The sequence below is a fragment of the Acidovorax sp. BL-A-41-H1 genome (assembly GCF_051942715.1).
Window position 1 is genome coordinate 286352 of record NZ_JBPVJQ010000003.1, and the last position, 15734, is coordinate 302085.

Annotated in this window: 15 protein-coding genes; 13 read left to right on the top strand and 2 right to left on the bottom strand. The window is 68.2% G+C overall.

The genetic code is table 11. The annotated features are described in order from the left end of the window. Positions 1 to 28 precede the first annotated feature (28 nt). The 13 genes from dinG (at position 29) to ACTPOI_RS02505 (ending at position 14485) form a co-directional block, all read left to right on the top strand. Entirely contained in the window at positions 29 to 2191 is a 2163-nt protein-coding gene (gene dinG / locus ACTPOI_RS02445; RefSeq protein WP_440106055.1) for an ATP-dependent DNA helicase DinG, read from the top strand. A 168-nt stretch (positions 2192 to 2359) separates the two neighbouring features. Beyond that, on the top strand, positions 2360 to 2863 hold the full coding sequence (locus tag ACTPOI_RS02450; RefSeq protein ID WP_440106057.1) for a pyridoxamine 5'-phosphate oxidase family protein: 504 nt from the start codon (positions 2360 to 2362) through the stop codon (positions 2861 to 2863). Between the two features lie 77 nt (positions 2864 to 2940). Beyond that, the gene (locus ACTPOI_RS02455; protein ID WP_440106058.1) at positions 2941 to 3192 is read left to right on the top strand and encodes a hypothetical protein; all 252 of its coding nucleotides are present in this window, start codon (positions 2941 to 2943) and stop codon (positions 3190 to 3192) included. A gap of 232 nt (positions 3193 to 3424) precedes the next feature. Continuing rightward, on the top strand, positions 3425 to 4693 hold the full coding sequence (locus ACTPOI_RS02460) for an extracellular catalytic domain type 1 short-chain-length polyhydroxyalkanoate depolymerase (RefSeq protein WP_440106060.1): 1269 nt from the start codon (positions 3425 to 3427) through the stop codon (positions 4691 to 4693). A 119-nt stretch (positions 4694 to 4812) separates the two neighbouring features. Next, positions 4813 to 5424, top strand: a complete 612-nt coding sequence (locus ACTPOI_RS02465) for a 3'-5' exonuclease (protein ID WP_440106062.1) — start codon at positions 4813 to 4815, stop codon at positions 5422 to 5424. Between the two features lie 252 nt (positions 5425 to 5676). Further along, a complete protein-coding gene (locus tag ACTPOI_RS02470; protein ID WP_440106064.1) occupies positions 5677 to 6258 on the top strand; it encodes an NnrU family protein in 582 nt (193 codons plus the stop codon). A gap of 159 nt (positions 6259 to 6417) precedes the next feature. Further along, complete coding sequence (locus tag ACTPOI_RS02475) at positions 6418 to 6681, top strand: DUF3297 family protein (RefSeq protein ID WP_440106066.1); 264 nt, start codon at positions 6418 to 6420, stop codon at positions 6679 to 6681. Further along, positions 6681 to 7214 (top strand): reverse transcriptase-like protein, encoded by a 534-nt coding sequence (locus ACTPOI_RS02480; RefSeq protein ID WP_440106069.1) that lies wholly within the window; start codon positions 6681 to 6683, stop codon positions 7212 to 7214. The genes ACTPOI_RS02475 and ACTPOI_RS02480 overlap by 1 nt, the downstream gene beginning before the upstream one ends. A gap of 264 nt (positions 7215 to 7478) precedes the next feature. After that, positions 7479 to 9512 carry a TonB-dependent receptor plug domain-containing protein gene (locus ACTPOI_RS02485; protein ID WP_440106071.1) on the top strand — a complete coding sequence of 678 codons (2034 nt, stop codon included), beginning with the start codon at positions 7479 to 7481 and terminating at the stop codon, positions 9510 to 9512. Between the two features lie 125 nt (positions 9513 to 9637). After that, positions 9638 to 10189 carry a YfiR family protein gene (locus ACTPOI_RS02490; protein ID WP_440106074.1) on the top strand — a complete coding sequence of 184 codons (552 nt, stop codon included), beginning with the start codon at positions 9638 to 9640 and terminating at the stop codon, positions 10187 to 10189. Next, positions 10186 to 12177 (top strand): putative bifunctional diguanylate cyclase/phosphodiesterase, encoded by a 1992-nt coding sequence (locus tag ACTPOI_RS02495; RefSeq protein ID WP_440106076.1) that lies wholly within the window; start codon positions 10186 to 10188, stop codon positions 12175 to 12177. The genes ACTPOI_RS02490 and ACTPOI_RS02495 overlap by 4 nt, the downstream gene beginning before the upstream one ends. Before the next feature lie 158 nt (positions 12178 to 12335). Continuing rightward, entirely contained in the window at positions 12336 to 12839 is a 504-nt protein-coding gene (locus ACTPOI_RS02500; protein ID WP_440106078.1) for a C40 family peptidase, read from the top strand. A 542-nt stretch (positions 12840 to 13381) separates the two neighbouring features. Further along, entirely contained in the window at positions 13382 to 14485 is a 1104-nt protein-coding gene (locus ACTPOI_RS02505) for a 3-deoxy-7-phosphoheptulonate synthase (RefSeq protein ID WP_440106080.1), read from the top strand. A gap of 15 nt (positions 14486 to 14500) precedes the next feature. Here the strand turns inward: ACTPOI_RS02505 and ACTPOI_RS02510 are convergent, their stop codons facing one another. After that, complete coding sequence (locus tag ACTPOI_RS02510) at positions 14501 to 14917, bottom strand: PaaI family thioesterase (protein WP_440108247.1); 417 nt, start codon at positions 14915 to 14917, stop codon at positions 14501 to 14503. A gap of 71 nt (positions 14918 to 14988) precedes the next feature. Then, entirely contained in the window at positions 14989 to 15444 is a 456-nt protein-coding gene (locus ACTPOI_RS02515) for a MerR family DNA-binding transcriptional regulator (RefSeq protein ID WP_440106082.1), read from the bottom strand. Positions 15445 to 15734 lie beyond the last annotated feature (290 nt).

The window sequence follows — 15734 nt, forward strand, 5'->3', positions numbered from 1 at the left end:
AGGCCACCACCCGTGCCACACTCCCCCCATGTCTTCCAGTGAGTGGGCCCAAGCGGCCCTGCATTCGTTCGATGCGGTGGTGAACGCCACCGAAGGTTTTCGTGGCCGGCCCGGCCAGCGGCTGATGGCCGAGCAGGTGGCGCGCACGTTCAGCACGGCCACGCTGGGCAAGGTGGATGAAGACAGCGGCGAGGCCGCGCCCACGCGCGCCATTGCGGTCATCCAGGCGGGCACGGGCGTGGGCAAGTCGCTGGCGTACTGCGCACCGGCCATTGCGCTGGCTCTGTCGCGCGGCACGCGGGTGCTGATTTCTACCGCCACGGTGGCGCTGCAGGAGCAACTGGTCAACAAGGACCTGCCCGCGCTGGCTGCGCGCATGCCGCAGCCCTTCAAGTTTGCGCTGGCCAAGGGGCGCGGGCGCTATGTGTGCAAGCTCAAGCTCGACCGCCTGGCCGGCACCGGCGAGGCCGAGGAAGACGGCGAGGACGACCTGTTTGCCGACGAGGAAGCCGCCGCCCGCGCCAAGCGCCCCCGGCACGAGACCGAGGCGCGCATGCAGTTCTATTCGACCATGTCGCAGACCTTGTCCAAAGGCGCGTGGGATGGCGACCGCGACAGCCTCGATACGCCCCCCGAGCCCGAGGTGTGGAGCCCAGTGGCGGCCGAGGGCGCGTCGTGCACCGGCAAGCACTGCCCGGCCTTCAGCCAGTGCACCTACTACGACAAGCGCAAGGAGCTGGTGGGCGCGCAGGTGATCGTGGCCAACCACGATTTGCTGCTGTCGTCCCTGGGCGCGCGCGTGCTGCCCGAGCTGGACAACTGCCTGCTGGTGCTGGACGAAGCCCACCACCTGCCCGCCACCGCGCTCGACCAGTTTGCGTGCAGCATGGATTTGTCGCGCATCACCTGGATCGAACGCCTGTCGAGTCGAGGCCTGCGCATTGGCGCGCTGCTCGAGGTGGAAGAGATTGCAGACATCCCCAAACACGCGGCGCAGCTGCGGCAGACGCTGCAGGATCTGGCGCGCATCGTGATGGATGTGTATGGCGCGCAGCTCAAAAGCCAGCCCAACGCCTGGGGCCCGGCGCGCGTGCGCGTGCCGCGGGGTGAGTTGCCCGACCAGCTGCTTGCCCCGCTGGGCCTGCTGGCCGCGAGCGCCGAGGGCTTTCTGGACGCGCTGCGCGCCATCAGCAAGGCGCTGCGCGCCGAGATGCGCGACAAGCCCGAGGAGGCCAAGCGACTGTCCACGCTGTACGCGCAGATCGGCATGCTCGCCCCGCGCCTGGAAGAGCTGCACGCCACCGCGCAGCTGCTGCTGCAGGATGCGCCCGAAGGTGCGGTACCCGCTGCCAAGTGGTTCACGCTGGAGGTGGATGGCGACTTCATCGTGGTCAAGGCGCACGCCAGCCCCATCTTGCCCGGCACCACGCTGCGCAACCACCTGTGGAGCGCGGTGCGCGGCGCGGTGCTCACGTCGGCCACGCTGACCAGTTGCGGGCACTTTGACTTTTTCATGCGCGAGGCGGGCCTGCATGGCGATGAAGCGGCCACCACGCTGGAAGTAGCCAGCCCCTTCAACTACGCCGCGCAGGGCACGCTGATTGCGGCCGAGACACGGGCCGACCCCAAGAACGCCGCGCAGTTCACTGTCGAGATGGTCGACGCGCTGCTGCACGACATTGCGCGCGTGGAATACGGGGCGCTGGTGCTGTTCACCTCGCGCGACCAGATGCGCCAGGCCGTGGATGCGCTGCCCACCGCCATGCGCAGCGTGGTGCTGGTGCAAAACGCGCTGCCGCGCACGCAGCTGCTCAAGCGCCACCGCGAGCGGGTGGAGAACGGCGAGCCCTCGGTCATCTTCGGCATGCAGTCGTTTGGCGAGGGGCTGGATCTGCCGGGGCGCCTGTGCGAATCGGTCTTCATCACCAAGCTGCCCTTTGCGTCGCCCGACGACCCCGTGGGCGAGGCGCGTGCCGAATGGCTGCGCGCCGTGGGGCGCGACCCGTTCAGCGAACTGGTGGTGCCCGCCACCGCCATCCGCCTGGCGCAATGGGTGGGCCGCGCCATACGCACCGAAGAAGACCAGGCCCATGTGTACTGCTACGACAAGCGCCTGACGCGCACCAGCTACGGGCAGCGGCTGCTCAAGGGCCTGCCGCCGTTTGCGCTGGAGCAACGCGCACCGCTCTGAAGGGCTGGCGCCACAGCGCCAGCGGCACGGGGCCAAACCGCCGTGTCAGACAAACGCCCACACCCATCTGCGGGGCCAGCCGACGCCGCGCGGGGCAGCGGCTGCCTACAGTGACTGCATCAATCCGTTTCGATTGAATTCAACTGTTCACCCTAGCCGGAGGCCCCCATGCAACACGACACACCCGCCCACGAAACCCTGTGGAAGCTGATCAAGGACATCCGCTTCGGGATGGTGACGCACCGCACGGCCTCGGGCATGCTGCATTCGCACCCCCTCACCACGCAGAACAAGCGTCTGCAAGAGAACACCGAACTGTACTTTTTCATCTCCCGCTCGGGCGAGCTGTACGAACGGCTGCTGACCGACGGCGAGGTCAACGTGTCGTATTCGGACCCCGGCGAAGACAGCTATGTCTCCCTGTCGGGCCAGGCCCGCTTTGTGGAAGACCCTGCCCAGAAGGAAGCGCTGTGGTCGCCCATGGCCAAAGCCTGGTTTCCCGGTGGCGTGACCGACCCCGACCTGGCCCTGCTGGCCGTACGCATCCGCCACGCCGAGTACTGGGACGTGAAGGAAACCAAGATGGTGCAGCTGTTCAAGATGGCCAAGGCCGCCGTGACCGGCGAGCCGCCCCGCAGCATGGGCGAGCACAAGGAATTGTCGATTTCGTGACATCGGCCGGAAGGGCACAGCCTGCGGGCCTGCCCCGGTGGGGCATCGGCCATCTTTTGAACCTGAAGGAGCGAACCATGGCAGACAAGCACAACACATCGGACAAGGACGACGGCCAGAACAATGACCAGGGGTCCGGCAAGGTGGCCAATGACCGCAACAGCGCCGGCAAGCAGCCCACCACGCAGCTTCACCAGGACCAGCGCACGCCCCATAGCCGCCACGATCGCGAATCGCAGGTCGGCAGCGGCAACCAGTCACAGTCACGCAAGGGTGGTGCTGGCAGTGGCGGCGGCGCAGGGGGCGCTGGCGGACGCGGCGCGGGCTGACGCATCCACACCGGGGCGCCTTCATGCGCCGCGTAAGCTGCATGGAGCCTGCGGGCTCCATTTTTTTGGAGCAGAGGTTCTTGCCGTGCAGCAAGCAGACTTTGCGCCGACACTGGCATGGTCGACAGCATCGACAGGCTGGCCAGTCCCCCTCCCGTGGCGTGCAAGATGCTTGCAACAGCCCGGCACCCCCCACACCAACGGCCCCGGCCCACGCACCAAGGACAAGCCCATGCAATGGAACGACACCATGAAACAGCTCATGGGGAAAGCCACCGAGCTGGTGCGCAACGGCCGCCTGGCCGAAGCCACCCACGCCATCCAGCAGGCACTGGGCAACCCCACGCCAGCTCCACAGGCTCCGCCAGATGCGGCAGCCCCGGGCGCTGCGCCCGCACCCGCGCGCTGGCGTCCTGCGGTGGTTCCCGACATCGAAGACGCCGTACTGGTGGAGCCGCGCCAGGACGCTGCCAACGAAGAAACAGCGGCGCACGTAGCTGCGCCCACTCCCACCCCCGCCGCATCGGCATCGCCACCACCCATTGCGGAAGCGGCCAAGCAGCCCACCGCCGGCAAGGCCGCGGCGCATCCCCATGCTGAGGCACCGGGCAGCTTCACGCGCGTGGCATTCCGCTACCCGGGCGTGGGGCAGGGTGTGCATCACTACCACCTGTACGTACCGCCGGGGGCGGGCGCGGGCACGCCGATGCCGCTGGTGCTCATGCTGCACGGCTGCACCCAGAACCCGGTGGACTTCGCCACGGGCACCGGCATGAACAGTGCCGCAGCGCCTGCCAACACCCTGGTGCTGTACCCCGAGCAACCCCAGAGCGCCAACCCCAACGGCTGCTGGAACTGGTTTCGCCCCGAAGACCAGCACCGCGGCCGCGGCGAGCCGGGGCTGCTGGTGGCCATGGTGCGTGACGTGATGGCACGCCACCCCGTGGACGAGGCGCGCGTGTATGCGGCGGGCCTGTCGGCCGGGGGCGCCATGGCTGCGCTGCTGGGGCGCGAGTACCCCGATGTGTTTGCTGCGGTGGGCGTGCACTCGGGCCTGCAGGCGGGCGCGGCGCACAACGTGATGGCAGCGCTGTCAGCCATGAAAAGCGGCGCCAAGCCCAACGCACGTGGCACGCCAGTGGCCGCCCCGGGTCAGCGGGTGGTGCCCCTGATCGTTTTTCACGGCGATGCCGATGCCACGGTGCACGCGCGCAATGGCGAGCAGGTGGTGGCGGCAACGCTGGGCGCGGGGGCGAGCGCGCAGGGCCCAGTCGACAAGCGCGTGGAGCAGGGCCGCTCGGCCGCCGGGCAAGCCTATACACGCACGGTGTACCGCCAGGCTGCTTCGTCATCGGCGGGGCCCGCCATGGCCGAACACTGGGTGCTGCACGGCGGCGGCCACGCCTGGGCCGGTGGCAGTGCGCAGGGGAGCCATACCGACCCCGGCGGCGTCAGCGCCACGGCCGAGATGCTGCGATTTTTCCTGGAACACCGCCGCTGACGGTCGCGCAGCCCCGGCGTGGGGCACGCGGCCTGCTCGCGTCCGCCAGGCGAGCACGGCGGCCGGGCAGCGATACTTGGCGCATCCGAGCACCGCCCCCTGCAGGGCACATCGCGTTCATGTCTCCCATCGCCGTCATCGACTTTGAAACCACCGGCATCTCGCCCGGCCAGGGCGCGCGCGCTACCGAGGTGGCCATCGTGCTGCTGGAGAACGGGCAGGTGGTGGACCGCTTTCAGAGCCTGATGAAAACCGGGGCGTGGATTCCGGCCTTCATCACGCAGCTGACGGGCATCACCAACGCGATGGTGGATGCCGCGCCCGAAGCAGCCAGCGTCATGAACGACGCCGCGCGGTTTGTGGGGGACGCACCCATGGTGGCGCACAACGCGGCGTTTGACAGCAAGTTCTGGCAGGCCGAGCTGGCACGTGCCGACCTGCCCGCACCGCACCCCTTTGCCTGCACGGTGCTGCTGTCGCGCCGCCTGTACCCGCACGCGCCCAGCCACAAGCTGGGCACGCTGGTGGACTTTCATGGCCTGCCGCGCACCGGCCAGGCCCACCGTGCGCTGGCCGATGCCGAGATGGCCGCCGCCCTGCTGGCGCGCATGCAGCACGACCTGCGCACCCGCTGGGGCGTGGGTGAGCCCAGCCACGCGCTGCTGCAGCTGGTACAGCGCTGCGCCAAGCCCAAGGTGGGGGCGCTGCTGGCGCAGCATGCGGTGGAGTGACAGCCAGAAACGCTATTGATGTGATAGCTACATAGGCAATCAAATCAAGCGCCAGCGACAGTTTTTGCTAGATTTTTTCCGTGGTGCAACGCTGGAACGCTTGCGTCACCGGCAGTTGTCTAGCTGCATCAGTAGCCCGGTGCGCGCAACCCGCGCTTTGCCGAATAATTGCGGCAACCCGCTGCCCGGTGCTTGCGGACTGGGCCACGTCCGGGCTCCTCTCTCTTGCGGTATCTGAAAGGCTGGTATTCCATGCTGTTCCTGGTGATTGGACTTGTGCTGTTTCTGGGCGTGCACTCGGTGCGCATCGTGTCGGACGGCTGGCGTAGCCAGACGCTGGCGCGGCTGGGCGAAGGGCCTTGGAAGGGGCTGTATTCCCTGGTCTCGGCGGTGGGGCTGGGGCTCATCGTGTGGGGCTACGGCCTGGCGCGTGAGCAGCCGGTGGTGCTGTGGGTGCCACCGGTGGGCATGCGCCATGGGGCCGCGCTGCTCACGCTGGTGGCCTTTGTGCTGCTGGCCGCCACGTACGTGCCGCGCAACGGCATCCGCGCACGGCTACACCACCCGATGGTGCTGGGCGTGAAGGTGTGGGCGCTGGCGCACCTGCTGTCCAACGGCACCGTGGCTGATGTGCTGCTGTTTGGCGGCTTTTTGCTCTGGGCGGTGGCCAGCTTTCGCGCGGCGCGCCAGCGCGACCGGGCGCAGGGCACCGTCTACGCGCCCGGCTCCTGGGCGGCCACGGGCATCACGGTGGTGGTGGGCGCGGCCGCCTGGGTTGCGTTTGCCTTCTGGGCCCACGCCTGGCTGATCGGGGTGGCGCCGCTGGGGCGCTAAAGGCGCCAAAGGCCCCGCCGGGGCCTCGGACGCCCAGGCCCGATGTTCATAAATCCCGGACAATCCGGGCCTTCCTGATGCGGCTGCAGGCCATCCCCATCACCGGGGACGATGCCGCTGCCACCCCATCTGCACCTACTCCATCACCACGCCATCCGCATGACCGAATCCCACGCCCCTGCCAGTGACACACGCCCCGCACTGCCCGACCACCTGTCGGTGGACCCGCGCAGCCCCCACCACGCCCCTGCGGTGTTCGAGCACGACATCGGTATCCGCCTGAACGGCAAGGAACGTTTCGATGTGCAGGAATACTGCGTCAGCGAAGGCTGGGTGAAAGTGCCCGCCGGCAAGACAGTGGACCGCAAGGGCCAGCCGCTGATGATCAAGCTCAAGGGCACGGTGGAAGCGTTCTACCGCTGATGACCGGCCTCTCGCCCGGCAGCAGCGGCGTGGCGCAGCCGGGCGCCTGGGTCATCCACTGCGACGGCAGCGCACTGCCCAACCCCGGCCGCATGGGGCTGGGCGCCGTGCTGATATCGCCACAGGGCGCGCGTACCGCCCTTTCGCTGCAAGCCCCGGGCACCGGTTGCAACAACGAGGCCGAGCTGCGCGCCCTGCTGCTGGCGCTGGCCGAGGCACGCCAGCAGGGCGCTCCCGCCGTGGCTCTCTTCAGCGACAGCAGGGTGCTGCTGGAGCAACTGGCCGTGCCCGCCAGTGGCACTGCGGCGGTGCCACCGATTGCGCGCCTGGCGCCCCTGTTTGAAGACGCCCGCAGCGCGCTGGGGCAGTTTGCAGCCGTGCAGTGGACGTGGGTGCCACGCCACCGCAATGCCGAAGCGGATGCGCTGGCCCGCGCGGCCGTGGGACTTGCACCCAAGCCGCATGCGCGACCTGCTTCGGCGGGTGGTCGCAAGCGCAAAAAGCAACGCTTGCAGAAGAGGCCGGCGGCCTGATCGCACCGCGCAGGATGGCCGACCTGGCCGGGCTGGGAGTGCGGAGGTTGCAGCGTTTTTTGCATGCCGCGTACGACTATCTTCCACGGCTGCCCGCGCGTTCCCGGGCAACGGCCACTCTGGCAAAACCCCTGCCGCCGTTACACATGCGGAGCATGGGTGAAAGCCCTTTGACACCCCACCAATTGATACAATTTGTAAACAAATTTCCCATATGGCCGTATTGGTTGTGTGATGTTGCAACCCGTTTCTCCACCCCGCCACATGACCGAAAAACCCAGCCCCCTGTTGCGCACTGCACGGCATGTGGGCATGGCCGTGGGCACGGCGCTGGCGGCGTCTGCCGCACTGGCCCAGACAAACATCGCCTACCTGCCGCTGGAGCAGCTGATGCAGATGGAAGTGACCACGGCCAGCCGCTATGCCCAGACCGCGCTGGAGGCGCCCGCTGTGGTGAGCGTGGTCACGGCCGAGGACATCCGCACGTTTGGCTACCGCACCCTGGCCGAGGTGCTGGGCAGCATGCGCGGGCTGTATGTGTCGTACGACCGCAGCTACCACTACCTGGGCACGCGCGGCTTTTCCACGCCGGGCGACTACAACACCCGGGTGCTGCTGCTGGTCAACGGCACGCGCTTTAACGACAGCGTGTACGACCAGGCCACCATCGGCACCGACTTCCCGATTGACCTGGACCTGGTGGAGCGCGTGGAGTTTGTGCCCGGCCCCGGCTCGGCGGTGTACGGCGCCAACGCATTTTTTGGCGTGGTCAACGTGATCACGCGCAACGGGCGGCAGCTGGCCGGGCCGCACGCGAGCGTAGAGGCCGGCAGCCACGGCGCCACCCGGGCACGCTTCTCGCTGGGCACCAGGGACAGCTTTGGCAGCGACTGGCTGCTGTCGGCCACGCGCAGCAACAAGCGGGGCGACGACCTGTACATGGCCGCCTTTGACACACCCGCTAACCACCATGGCGTCGCCCATGGGCTCGATTTCGACCGCGGCACCCAGTTTTTTGCGCGCATGCAGCGCGAGGGCCTGGCGCTGACACTGGCCCATGGCGAGCGCAGCAAGGGCACACCCACCGCATCGTTCTCGCAAGTGTTCAACGACCCGCGCTCGCGCATTGCCGACCACAGCACGCGGCTGGGTGCCGAGTACACGCGCCAGATCGCTCCCGCGCTGGAGTTCACGGGGCGCCTGCATGCAGGCCAGTACCGCTTTATGGGCGACTATGTGTACGACTACCCGCCGCTCACGGTCAACCGCGACGAGAGCAACGGCCGCTGGTGGGGCACGGAACTGCAGTGGGTCAGCACCGCGGTGGCGCGACACAAGCTTTCGTGGGGTGTTGACTACCGGCGCGACACCCGCATCCGGCAAGTCAACGACGACGTGGATCCCACGCCGGTGCGCTACCTCGATGTCAGCCGGCAGGGTGACGCAGTGGGCGTGTACTTCCAGGATGAATACGCGCTGGCGCCCACCCTCACGCTGCACACGGGCCTACGGTGGGGCAAGCAGTCGGGCAGCGCGGGCAGCGTGAATCCGCGCCTGGGGCTGGTGTACCTGCTCAACCCGTCTACCGCCATCAAGCTGCTGCACGGTACCGCGTACCGGCCACCCAACGCCTACGAACGCGACTACCGTGTGGACCTGCCCGGCGGCATTGCCAGCACCGACACCTTGCGCTCCGAAAAGATTCGCACCACTGAGCTGGCGCTGGAGCATTCGCCCACCTCTGCCATGCGCATGCTGGTCACGGTGTTCCGCTCTGACGTGAGCGATCTGCTCGCACTGGCAACCGATACACGGGTGCCAGACCGGCTGACCTTCCTGAACGCACAGGCGGTGCGGGTACAGGGGATGGAAGCCGAAATGGAACGCCGCTGGTCAGGCGGCGCACGCCTTCGCGTGGCCTACGGCTGGCAAAAGGCGCAGGCCGCCGGCGACGCCGCCATGCCACTGGCCAACTCGCCACGGCACCTGCTGAAGCTGCAGTGGTCCGACACGCTGGCACTGCCCACGCGCATGCCCGGGCAGCCCGGGCAGCCCGGGCGGTATGGGCTGGAAGCGATTGGCGTGGGGCCGCGCCACACCGTGACCGGCGCACGACTGCCCGGCCAGCTGGTGGCCAACCTGGTCTACACGCAGCGGCTGGGCAGCGCCGATCTGCTGCTGGGTGTGTACAACGTGTTCGACCGCCAGTACGCAGACCCGGCATCGTTTGACATCCGCGATGGCACGGTGCGCCAGGACGGCCGTACGTTCCGAGCCAAGCTGACCTACGCGTTCTAGCCAGCACCGCCCCTCCCATGCGCAGCCATCCACTCCCCACCCGCGCTCAGCAACCGGCCCGGCCGGCGCCGCACCCCGGCCCTGCCATGTCGGGCCGCGCCGGCTGAGGGCCACGGACCGCCACCATGCACGCTGCGCCACGCCTCCTGCAAACCCTGCTGTGGTCGGTGCTGTGGCTGCTGCTGGCGGCCATGCCGACGCATGCGGGCGAACCGGTGGAAGAGGCAGACCTCAAGGCGGCCTACGTGTTCAATTTCATCCAGTTCATCGAGTGGCCCGAGAACGACAACGTCGCAGCGGCTGACTGGACGGTGTGCATCCTTCCGTTCAGCCCGCTCAAGCGCGCACTGACAGCGCTGCAAGGGCGGCCCGCACGCAAGGGGCGGCCCATCCAGGTCCGGCTGGCAGAGCCCGCGGCGCTGGACGACTGCCAGGTGCTGGTGCTGCACACCGGCACACCCGAAGCGGTGCTGCGCGCCCTGCGCACGCTGCCACCGCAGCACGGCGTACTCACGGTGGCCGACGGCGCGGTGGTCCCGCCGGGCAACGCCGATGTGATGATTTCGCTGGCACCACAAGACGGCCGCGTGGTGTTTTCCATCAACACCGACGCCACCACGCGCGGCGGCCTGACAGTGAGTTCGCGCCTGCTGCGGCTGGCCAAGGCAGCCCGATGAACACGCGCGAAACACGGCCTGAGAAGCGGCGCGCGGGTCTGGCGGCCGCAGAGCCCGAAGCCGTGCCCGACACCGGGCCCGATACCGCTGCGCAGGCTGCAGACGACAACGCCACGCCGCTGCTGTCGTCACGGCTGGTGTTCACGGGCATCCTGGCCGCAGGCCTGGCGTTGATGACCGTGGTGCTGGCGCTGACGGCGGTGGACCACTGGACCGCCCGCCAGTCCATGCTGGAGGACAGCCGGGTAGAAGCCGCCATCGTGGCCGACAACATCTCGGCTGCGGTGATGTTTCGGGATGCCAACACAGCGAACGAGATCCTGGGCGCGCTGCGCGCATCGCCCATGGTGCAGGCAGCCGCAGCTTATGACGCCACCGGCACGTTGCTGGCTCAGTACCGGCGGGATGTCGACCAGCCGCTGGCCACCACGCTGGCAGACACCGGCATGTACGGCCTGCCCGAACGGCACGGGCTCATGGTTCTGGAGCTGGCCCGCACCGTGATGGTGGCGGGAGAGGCATCCGGTACGCTGTACGTGCGCAAGTCGAAACAGGCTGTGTACACGCGGCTGGCCATCCGCTTTGCCACGGCGCTGCTCATCGCCATGGTGGTGATGGGTCTGGCCGCTGCGATGGTGCTGCGCAGCCGCGCCGCCGTGCGCGATGCCGAGCGGCGCCTGCACGCGCTGGCCCACACCGACGCCGTCACCGGCCTGGGCAACCGCCACGCGTTCAACGAGCGGCTGTCCACAGAGGTGCAACGGGCGCGCACGCTTTCGACCCGCCTGGCGCTCGTCTACATCGACCTCGATAACTTCAAGTCGCTGAACGACACCTTTGGCCACGCGGCCGGCGACGGCCTGCTGCGCCAGGTGGCCCGGCGGCTGCAGTCGGTGGTGCGCAGCACCGACGCCATCGCGCGCCTGGGCGGGGACGAGTTCGCAGTGATCCTGCGCACCGAGCTGGACGATACGGCGCTGCAGAGCTACGGCCAGCGCATCGTGGGCGTGTTTCGCGCTCCGTTCACCGAGGTGGGGCACCAGTTCACGGTGACCTGCAGCGCAGGCATTGCCGCGTATCCGGGTGATGCGTCCGACATGGACGGCCTCATCAGCCACGCCGACACCGCCATGTACCGCGCCAAGGAAATGGGCAAGAACCGTTGCGTGCGGTTTGACGCATCCATGAACCAGGCCGTGGCGCGGCGACAGACCATCGAGCATGCACTGCGCGCAGCACTGCAGAACGGTGAGGGCCTGGCGCTGCACTACCAGCCGCTGTATGCGGCGCGCGACACATCGCTGGTGGGCGCCGAGGCGCTGCTGCGGTGGACGCATTCCGAGCTGGGTGCCGTCTCGCCCCTGGAAGCCGTGACGGTGGCCGAGGACTGCGGCCTCATCACCGCGCTGGGCTACTGGGTGATGCGCACGGCCTGCGCCGATGCGGCCCGCTGGCAGGGCATGGGCAAGGCGATGCGCGTGTCGGTCAACGTGTCGGCCCGCCAGCTTGCCGACCCCCTGTTTCTGGAACGCGTCATGGACACCCTGCGCGAGACCGGCCTGCCCGCGCACCTGCTGGAGATCGAGCTGACCGAAACCGTGCTCATGGACAACATGGAGGCGGGTGCCCAGACGCTGCACCGACTCAGCCAGCTGGGCATTCATCTGGCGATTGACGACTTCGGCACCGGCTACTCGTCGCTGGCCTATCTGCGCCAGCTGCCCATGCGCCGGCTCAAGATCGACCGCAGCTTCATCCGCGACCTGCCCGGCCAGGAGCACAGCCGCACCATCGTGACCGCCATCGTGGCACTGGCACACGGCCTGGGCCTGCAGATCACCGCCGAGGGCGTGGAGACGCCCGAGCAAGCCGACTATCTGGTGCGCCAGGGCTGCGACATGCTGCAGGGCTACCACTTTGCGCGGCCAATGCCGGTGGAGCAGTTGCACACCCTGCTGCAGAAGGACCAGGCAGCCGGGCCTGCCTGAACCCACCGATTGGTCGCCCGAGACCCGCTACCGTTTTGCTATTATTTATATAGCACTAGGGGAAATGATTACCTGGACCACAGGCTATTTTCGGCATATCCCCAACGCCAGCGGGCCCACTGGCACGCACCGCTGCTGATCCGCTACCCTTGGCACCCATGCGTGCCGCCCTCTCCTGTCTGACGTGTGCTGCTGCCCTGCTGGTGCTGGGCGGCTGCAGCACCACTCCGTCGCCTTCCGTCCCCACATCGACGGCACCGGCCCGGGCCCCGGTGTACTCGCCCCTGACCGACGAACAGGCGCATGACATCGCCATCCACGCCCTGGGCCTGGTGGGCACGCCCTACCGCTTTGGCGGCAACACCCCCGAGTCGGGGTTTGACTGCAGCGGCCTCATTGGTTACGTGTACCGCCACCGCGTGGGCACCGCACCGCCCCGCACCGTGGCACAGCTCAGTGGCTGGGGCCGGCCCATTGACATTGCCGACCTGCGCACAGGCGACCTGGTGGTGTTCGGCACCGGCCGCGTCGCATCGCACGCCGGGATCTACGTGGGGGAAGGGCGCTTTGTGCATGCCCCCTCCACCGGCGGCGAGGTGCGCATGGACCACCTGCAGTCGCGCCACTGGGTGCGGCAGAACGCGTCGTTCCGGCGGCCTTGATTCGGACACCCCCCTGAGCGGCTGCGCCGCTTCCCCCCGCTCTCGCATCGCCGTGCGATGCGGGCAGGGGGACGACGCACTCGCTGCGGGGCGGTCCTTGCTCTGCGTCCCTCGCACGGGTCACGCCCGCATTGCAGATCGGTACGTAATGTTGCCGCTGATGGGCGCTCGGACACCCCCCTGAGCGGCTGCGCCGCTTCCCCCCGCTCTCGCATCGCCGTGCGACGCGGGCAGGGGGACGACGCACTCGCTGCGGGGCGGCCCTTGCTCTGCGTCCTTCGTCCGCATCACGCCCGCATCGCAGATTGGCACGCAGTGTTTCCGCTGAGGTCTGCTCGGACTCCCCCTGAGCGGCTGCGCCGCTTCCCCCCGCTCTCGCATCGCCGTGCGACGCGGGCAGGGGGACGACGCACTCGCTGCGGGGCGGCCCTTGCTCTGCGTCCTTCGTCCGGGTCACGCCCGCATCGCAGATCGGCATGCGGTGTTGCCGCTGATGTTCGCTGGGACACCTGCTGAGCGGCTCCGCGACAATCGGGGCCACCATGACCCACGCACACCGAACCGCCGCCTTCGCTTCCACCAACGACACCACGCGCATCGACGACACGCGCATCAGCGCCGTGCGGCCGCTGATCACGCCTGCCCTGCTGCAGGAATGGCTGCCGGCGTCGCTCTCCGCGCAGATGCTGGTGGAGACCAGCCGCGCTGCCATCTCGCGCATCCTGCATGGCCGGGACGACCGGCTTATCGTGGTGGTGGGGCCGTGCTCCATCCACGACCACGGCCAGGCGATGGAATACGCCCGGCAGCTCAAGATGCAGGCCGATGCGCTCAAGGATGACCTGCTGGTGGTAATGCGCGTGTATTTCGAAAAGCCGCGCACAACCGTGGGCTGGAAGGGCTACATCAACGACCCGCACCTGGACGGCAGCTTTGCCATCAACGAAGGGCTGGAGCTGGCCCGCCAGCTGCTGCTGGATGTGCTGGCGCTGGGCCTGCCCGTGGGTACCGAGTTCCTGGACCTGCTGTCGCCGCAATTCATCAGTGACCTGGTGAGCTGGGGCGCCATTGGCGCGCGTACGACCGAGAGCCAGAGCCACCGGCAGCTGGCCAGCGGGCTGAGCTGCCCCGTGGGTTTCAAGAACGGCACCGATGGCGGTGTGAAAGTGGCCAGCGACGCCATCCAGGCCGCGCAGGCATCGCACGCCTTCATGGGCATGACCAAGATGGGCCAGGCCGCCATCTTTGAAACCCGTGGCAACTATGACTGCCACGTCATCCTGCGCGGAGGCAAGCAGCCCAACTACCAAAAGGCCGACGTGGACGCCACCTGCGCGGTGCTGCGGGCTGCCGGCCTGCGCGAGCAGGTGATGATTGACGTGAGCCATGCCAACAGCAGCAAGCAGCACCAGCGCCAGATCACGGTGGCAGAAGACGTGGCCCTGCAAGTTGCAGCGGGCGATGCCCGCATCACGGGCCTGATGATCGAAAGCCACCTGCAGGAAGGCCGCCAGGACATCGTGCCCGGCCAGCCCCTGGAATATGGCGTCTCGGTGACGGATGCCTGCATCAGCATGGCGCAGACTGTGCCCGTGCTGGAGGGCCTGGCGGCAGCGGTGCGCGCGCGCCGCGCCATAAGCGGCTAAAGCGAGGGTGCCAGGCTAGCCGCGGGTCATGTCGATGTTGCGGGCCGTGGCCAGCAGCGTGGCACACAGGGTCTCGGTACCGCTGGCGTCCACTGCAAACACGTCGGCAGCACACACCGTGAGCAGCCGTGCGGCATGCACGACCCTGCCACGGGCGCGCAAGCTGGCGCCGCGCGCGGGCGCCACCAATTTGAGCGTGGCGTCCACCGTGGCATTCACCCAGCCGGGCGGCAGCACGCTGCCCGCTGCGGCCACGGCAGCAAAGTCTGCGGCAGCAAACACTGCGGTGGCCTGCAGCTTGCCGTGCCGGTGGCACAAACTGTCTTTCACGGGGATGGCGATCTCCACTGCGCCGGGGTCGGCGCGGATGAACTCCAGCCCGAGGGTTTGCGCCATGGGCATGGCCAGTACCACGGCTTTGAGCGCCTGCATGGCACGGTGTGTGTCGCTGGCAGGTGCTGGCGCAAAAGCCGCCGCATCGGACGGGGAGGGGGACAGTGGATTCATCGTGGTCTCCGGGGGTGTCGGGAATCTTCAGGCGGCGCGGTGGTTGACCGTACGCCAGGCCAGGCAGCGGGTTCTCCGGAGCCCGGCCTGCGCGAGGCAGGCTTTTGAAGGCGCTCGCGCAGCCAGGCCTGATGGTCCACCACGCGTTGTTTCTGGGCCTGCAGCAGATCGATCTGGGTTTGCAACTCACGGGCGCGTTCCTGCAGCGCCTCGACCATCTCCTGCACCGGCAGCCGGCCCGCCCGGTACTGCAACAGGCGCGGCCCGATGTCGGCAAGGGCAAAGCCCAGTTGCCGCGACATGGCAATGAACACCACCTCGCGCTGGGCGGTTTCGGGATAGTCGCGGTAGCCGTTGGAACGCCGAAGCGGCTTCAGGAGCCCCAGGCGTTCGTAGTGGCGAAGTGCATGCACAGAGACCCCGGTGCGACCGGCCAGTTCGGAAATTTGCATGTGCCCAGCGTAGCAAGGCTAGCGCTGCACCAGGGTTGCCTGCGTGACGCAGCGTCGGGCAAACCCTCACTGCCGTTGACAAACGCGCGGTCGTTGGCGGTGTAGCATTCGCGCCTTGACGCACGCCTGCGCGGACCGGTACTCAGGCACACCGCAGGAACCTGTCCAGACCGCCTTGCCGAGCGGACCCTTGCCACGACAAATCCGGATATAAACAGCCCGCATGGATGCGCGCGCAAACAGCATTGGCGTTTCAAGGCTGCGACCCGTACAGTCATGTCTTGAAACTC

What these genes read in the sequence shown, in the direction of transcription:
- ACTPOI_RS02495 (WP_440106076.1), top strand. Translation starts at nt 10,186, where the DNA reads ATGAACACGCGCGAAACACGGCCTGAGAAGCGGCGCGCGGGTCTGGCG.
- ACTPOI_RS02470 (WP_440106064.1), top strand. Translation starts at nt 5,677, where the DNA reads ATGCTGTTCCTGGTGATTGGACTTGTGCTGTTTCTGGGCGTGCACTCG.
- dinG (WP_440106055.1), top strand. Translation starts at nt 29, where the DNA reads ATGTCTTCCAGTGAGTGGGCCCAAGCGGCCCTGCATTCGTTCGATGCG.
- ACTPOI_RS02460 (WP_440106060.1), top strand. Translation starts at nt 3,425, where the DNA reads ATGCAATGGAACGACACCATGAAACAGCTCATGGGGAAAGCCACCGAG.
- ACTPOI_RS02455 (WP_440106058.1), top strand. Translation starts at nt 2,941, where the DNA reads ATGGCAGACAAGCACAACACATCGGACAAGGACGACGGCCAGAACAAT.
- ACTPOI_RS02485 (WP_440106071.1), top strand. Translation starts at nt 7,479, where the DNA reads ATGACCGAAAAACCCAGCCCCCTGTTGCGCACTGCACGGCATGTGGGC.
- ACTPOI_RS02475 (WP_440106066.1), top strand. Translation starts at nt 6,418, where the DNA reads ATGACCGAATCCCACGCCCCTGCCAGTGACACACGCCCCGCACTGCCC.
- ACTPOI_RS02490 (WP_440106074.1), top strand. Translation starts at nt 9,638, where the DNA reads ATGCACGCTGCGCCACGCCTCCTGCAAACCCTGCTGTGGTCGGTGCTG.
- ACTPOI_RS02515 (WP_440106082.1), bottom strand. Translation starts at nt 15,444, where the DNA reads ATGCAAATTTCCGAACTGGCCGGTCGCACCGGGGTCTCTGTGCATGCA.
- ACTPOI_RS02450 (WP_440106057.1), top strand. Translation starts at nt 2,360, where the DNA reads ATGCAACACGACACACCCGCCCACGAAACCCTGTGGAAGCTGATCAAG.
- ACTPOI_RS02465 (WP_440106062.1), top strand. Translation starts at nt 4,813, where the DNA reads ATGTCTCCCATCGCCGTCATCGACTTTGAAACCACCGGCATCTCGCCC.
- ACTPOI_RS02500 (WP_440106078.1), top strand. Translation starts at nt 12,336, where the DNA reads ATGCGTGCCGCCCTCTCCTGTCTGACGTGTGCTGCTGCCCTGCTGGTG.
- ACTPOI_RS02505 (WP_440106080.1), top strand. Translation starts at nt 13,382, where the DNA reads ATGACCCACGCACACCGAACCGCCGCCTTCGCTTCCACCAACGACACC.
- ACTPOI_RS02510 (WP_440108247.1), bottom strand. Translation starts at nt 14,917, where the DNA reads ATGCAGGCGCTCAAAGCCGTGGTACTGGCCATGCCCATGGCGCAAACC.
- ACTPOI_RS02480 (WP_440106069.1), top strand. Translation starts at nt 6,681, where the DNA reads ATGACCGGCCTCTCGCCCGGCAGCAGCGGCGTGGCGCAGCCGGGCGCC.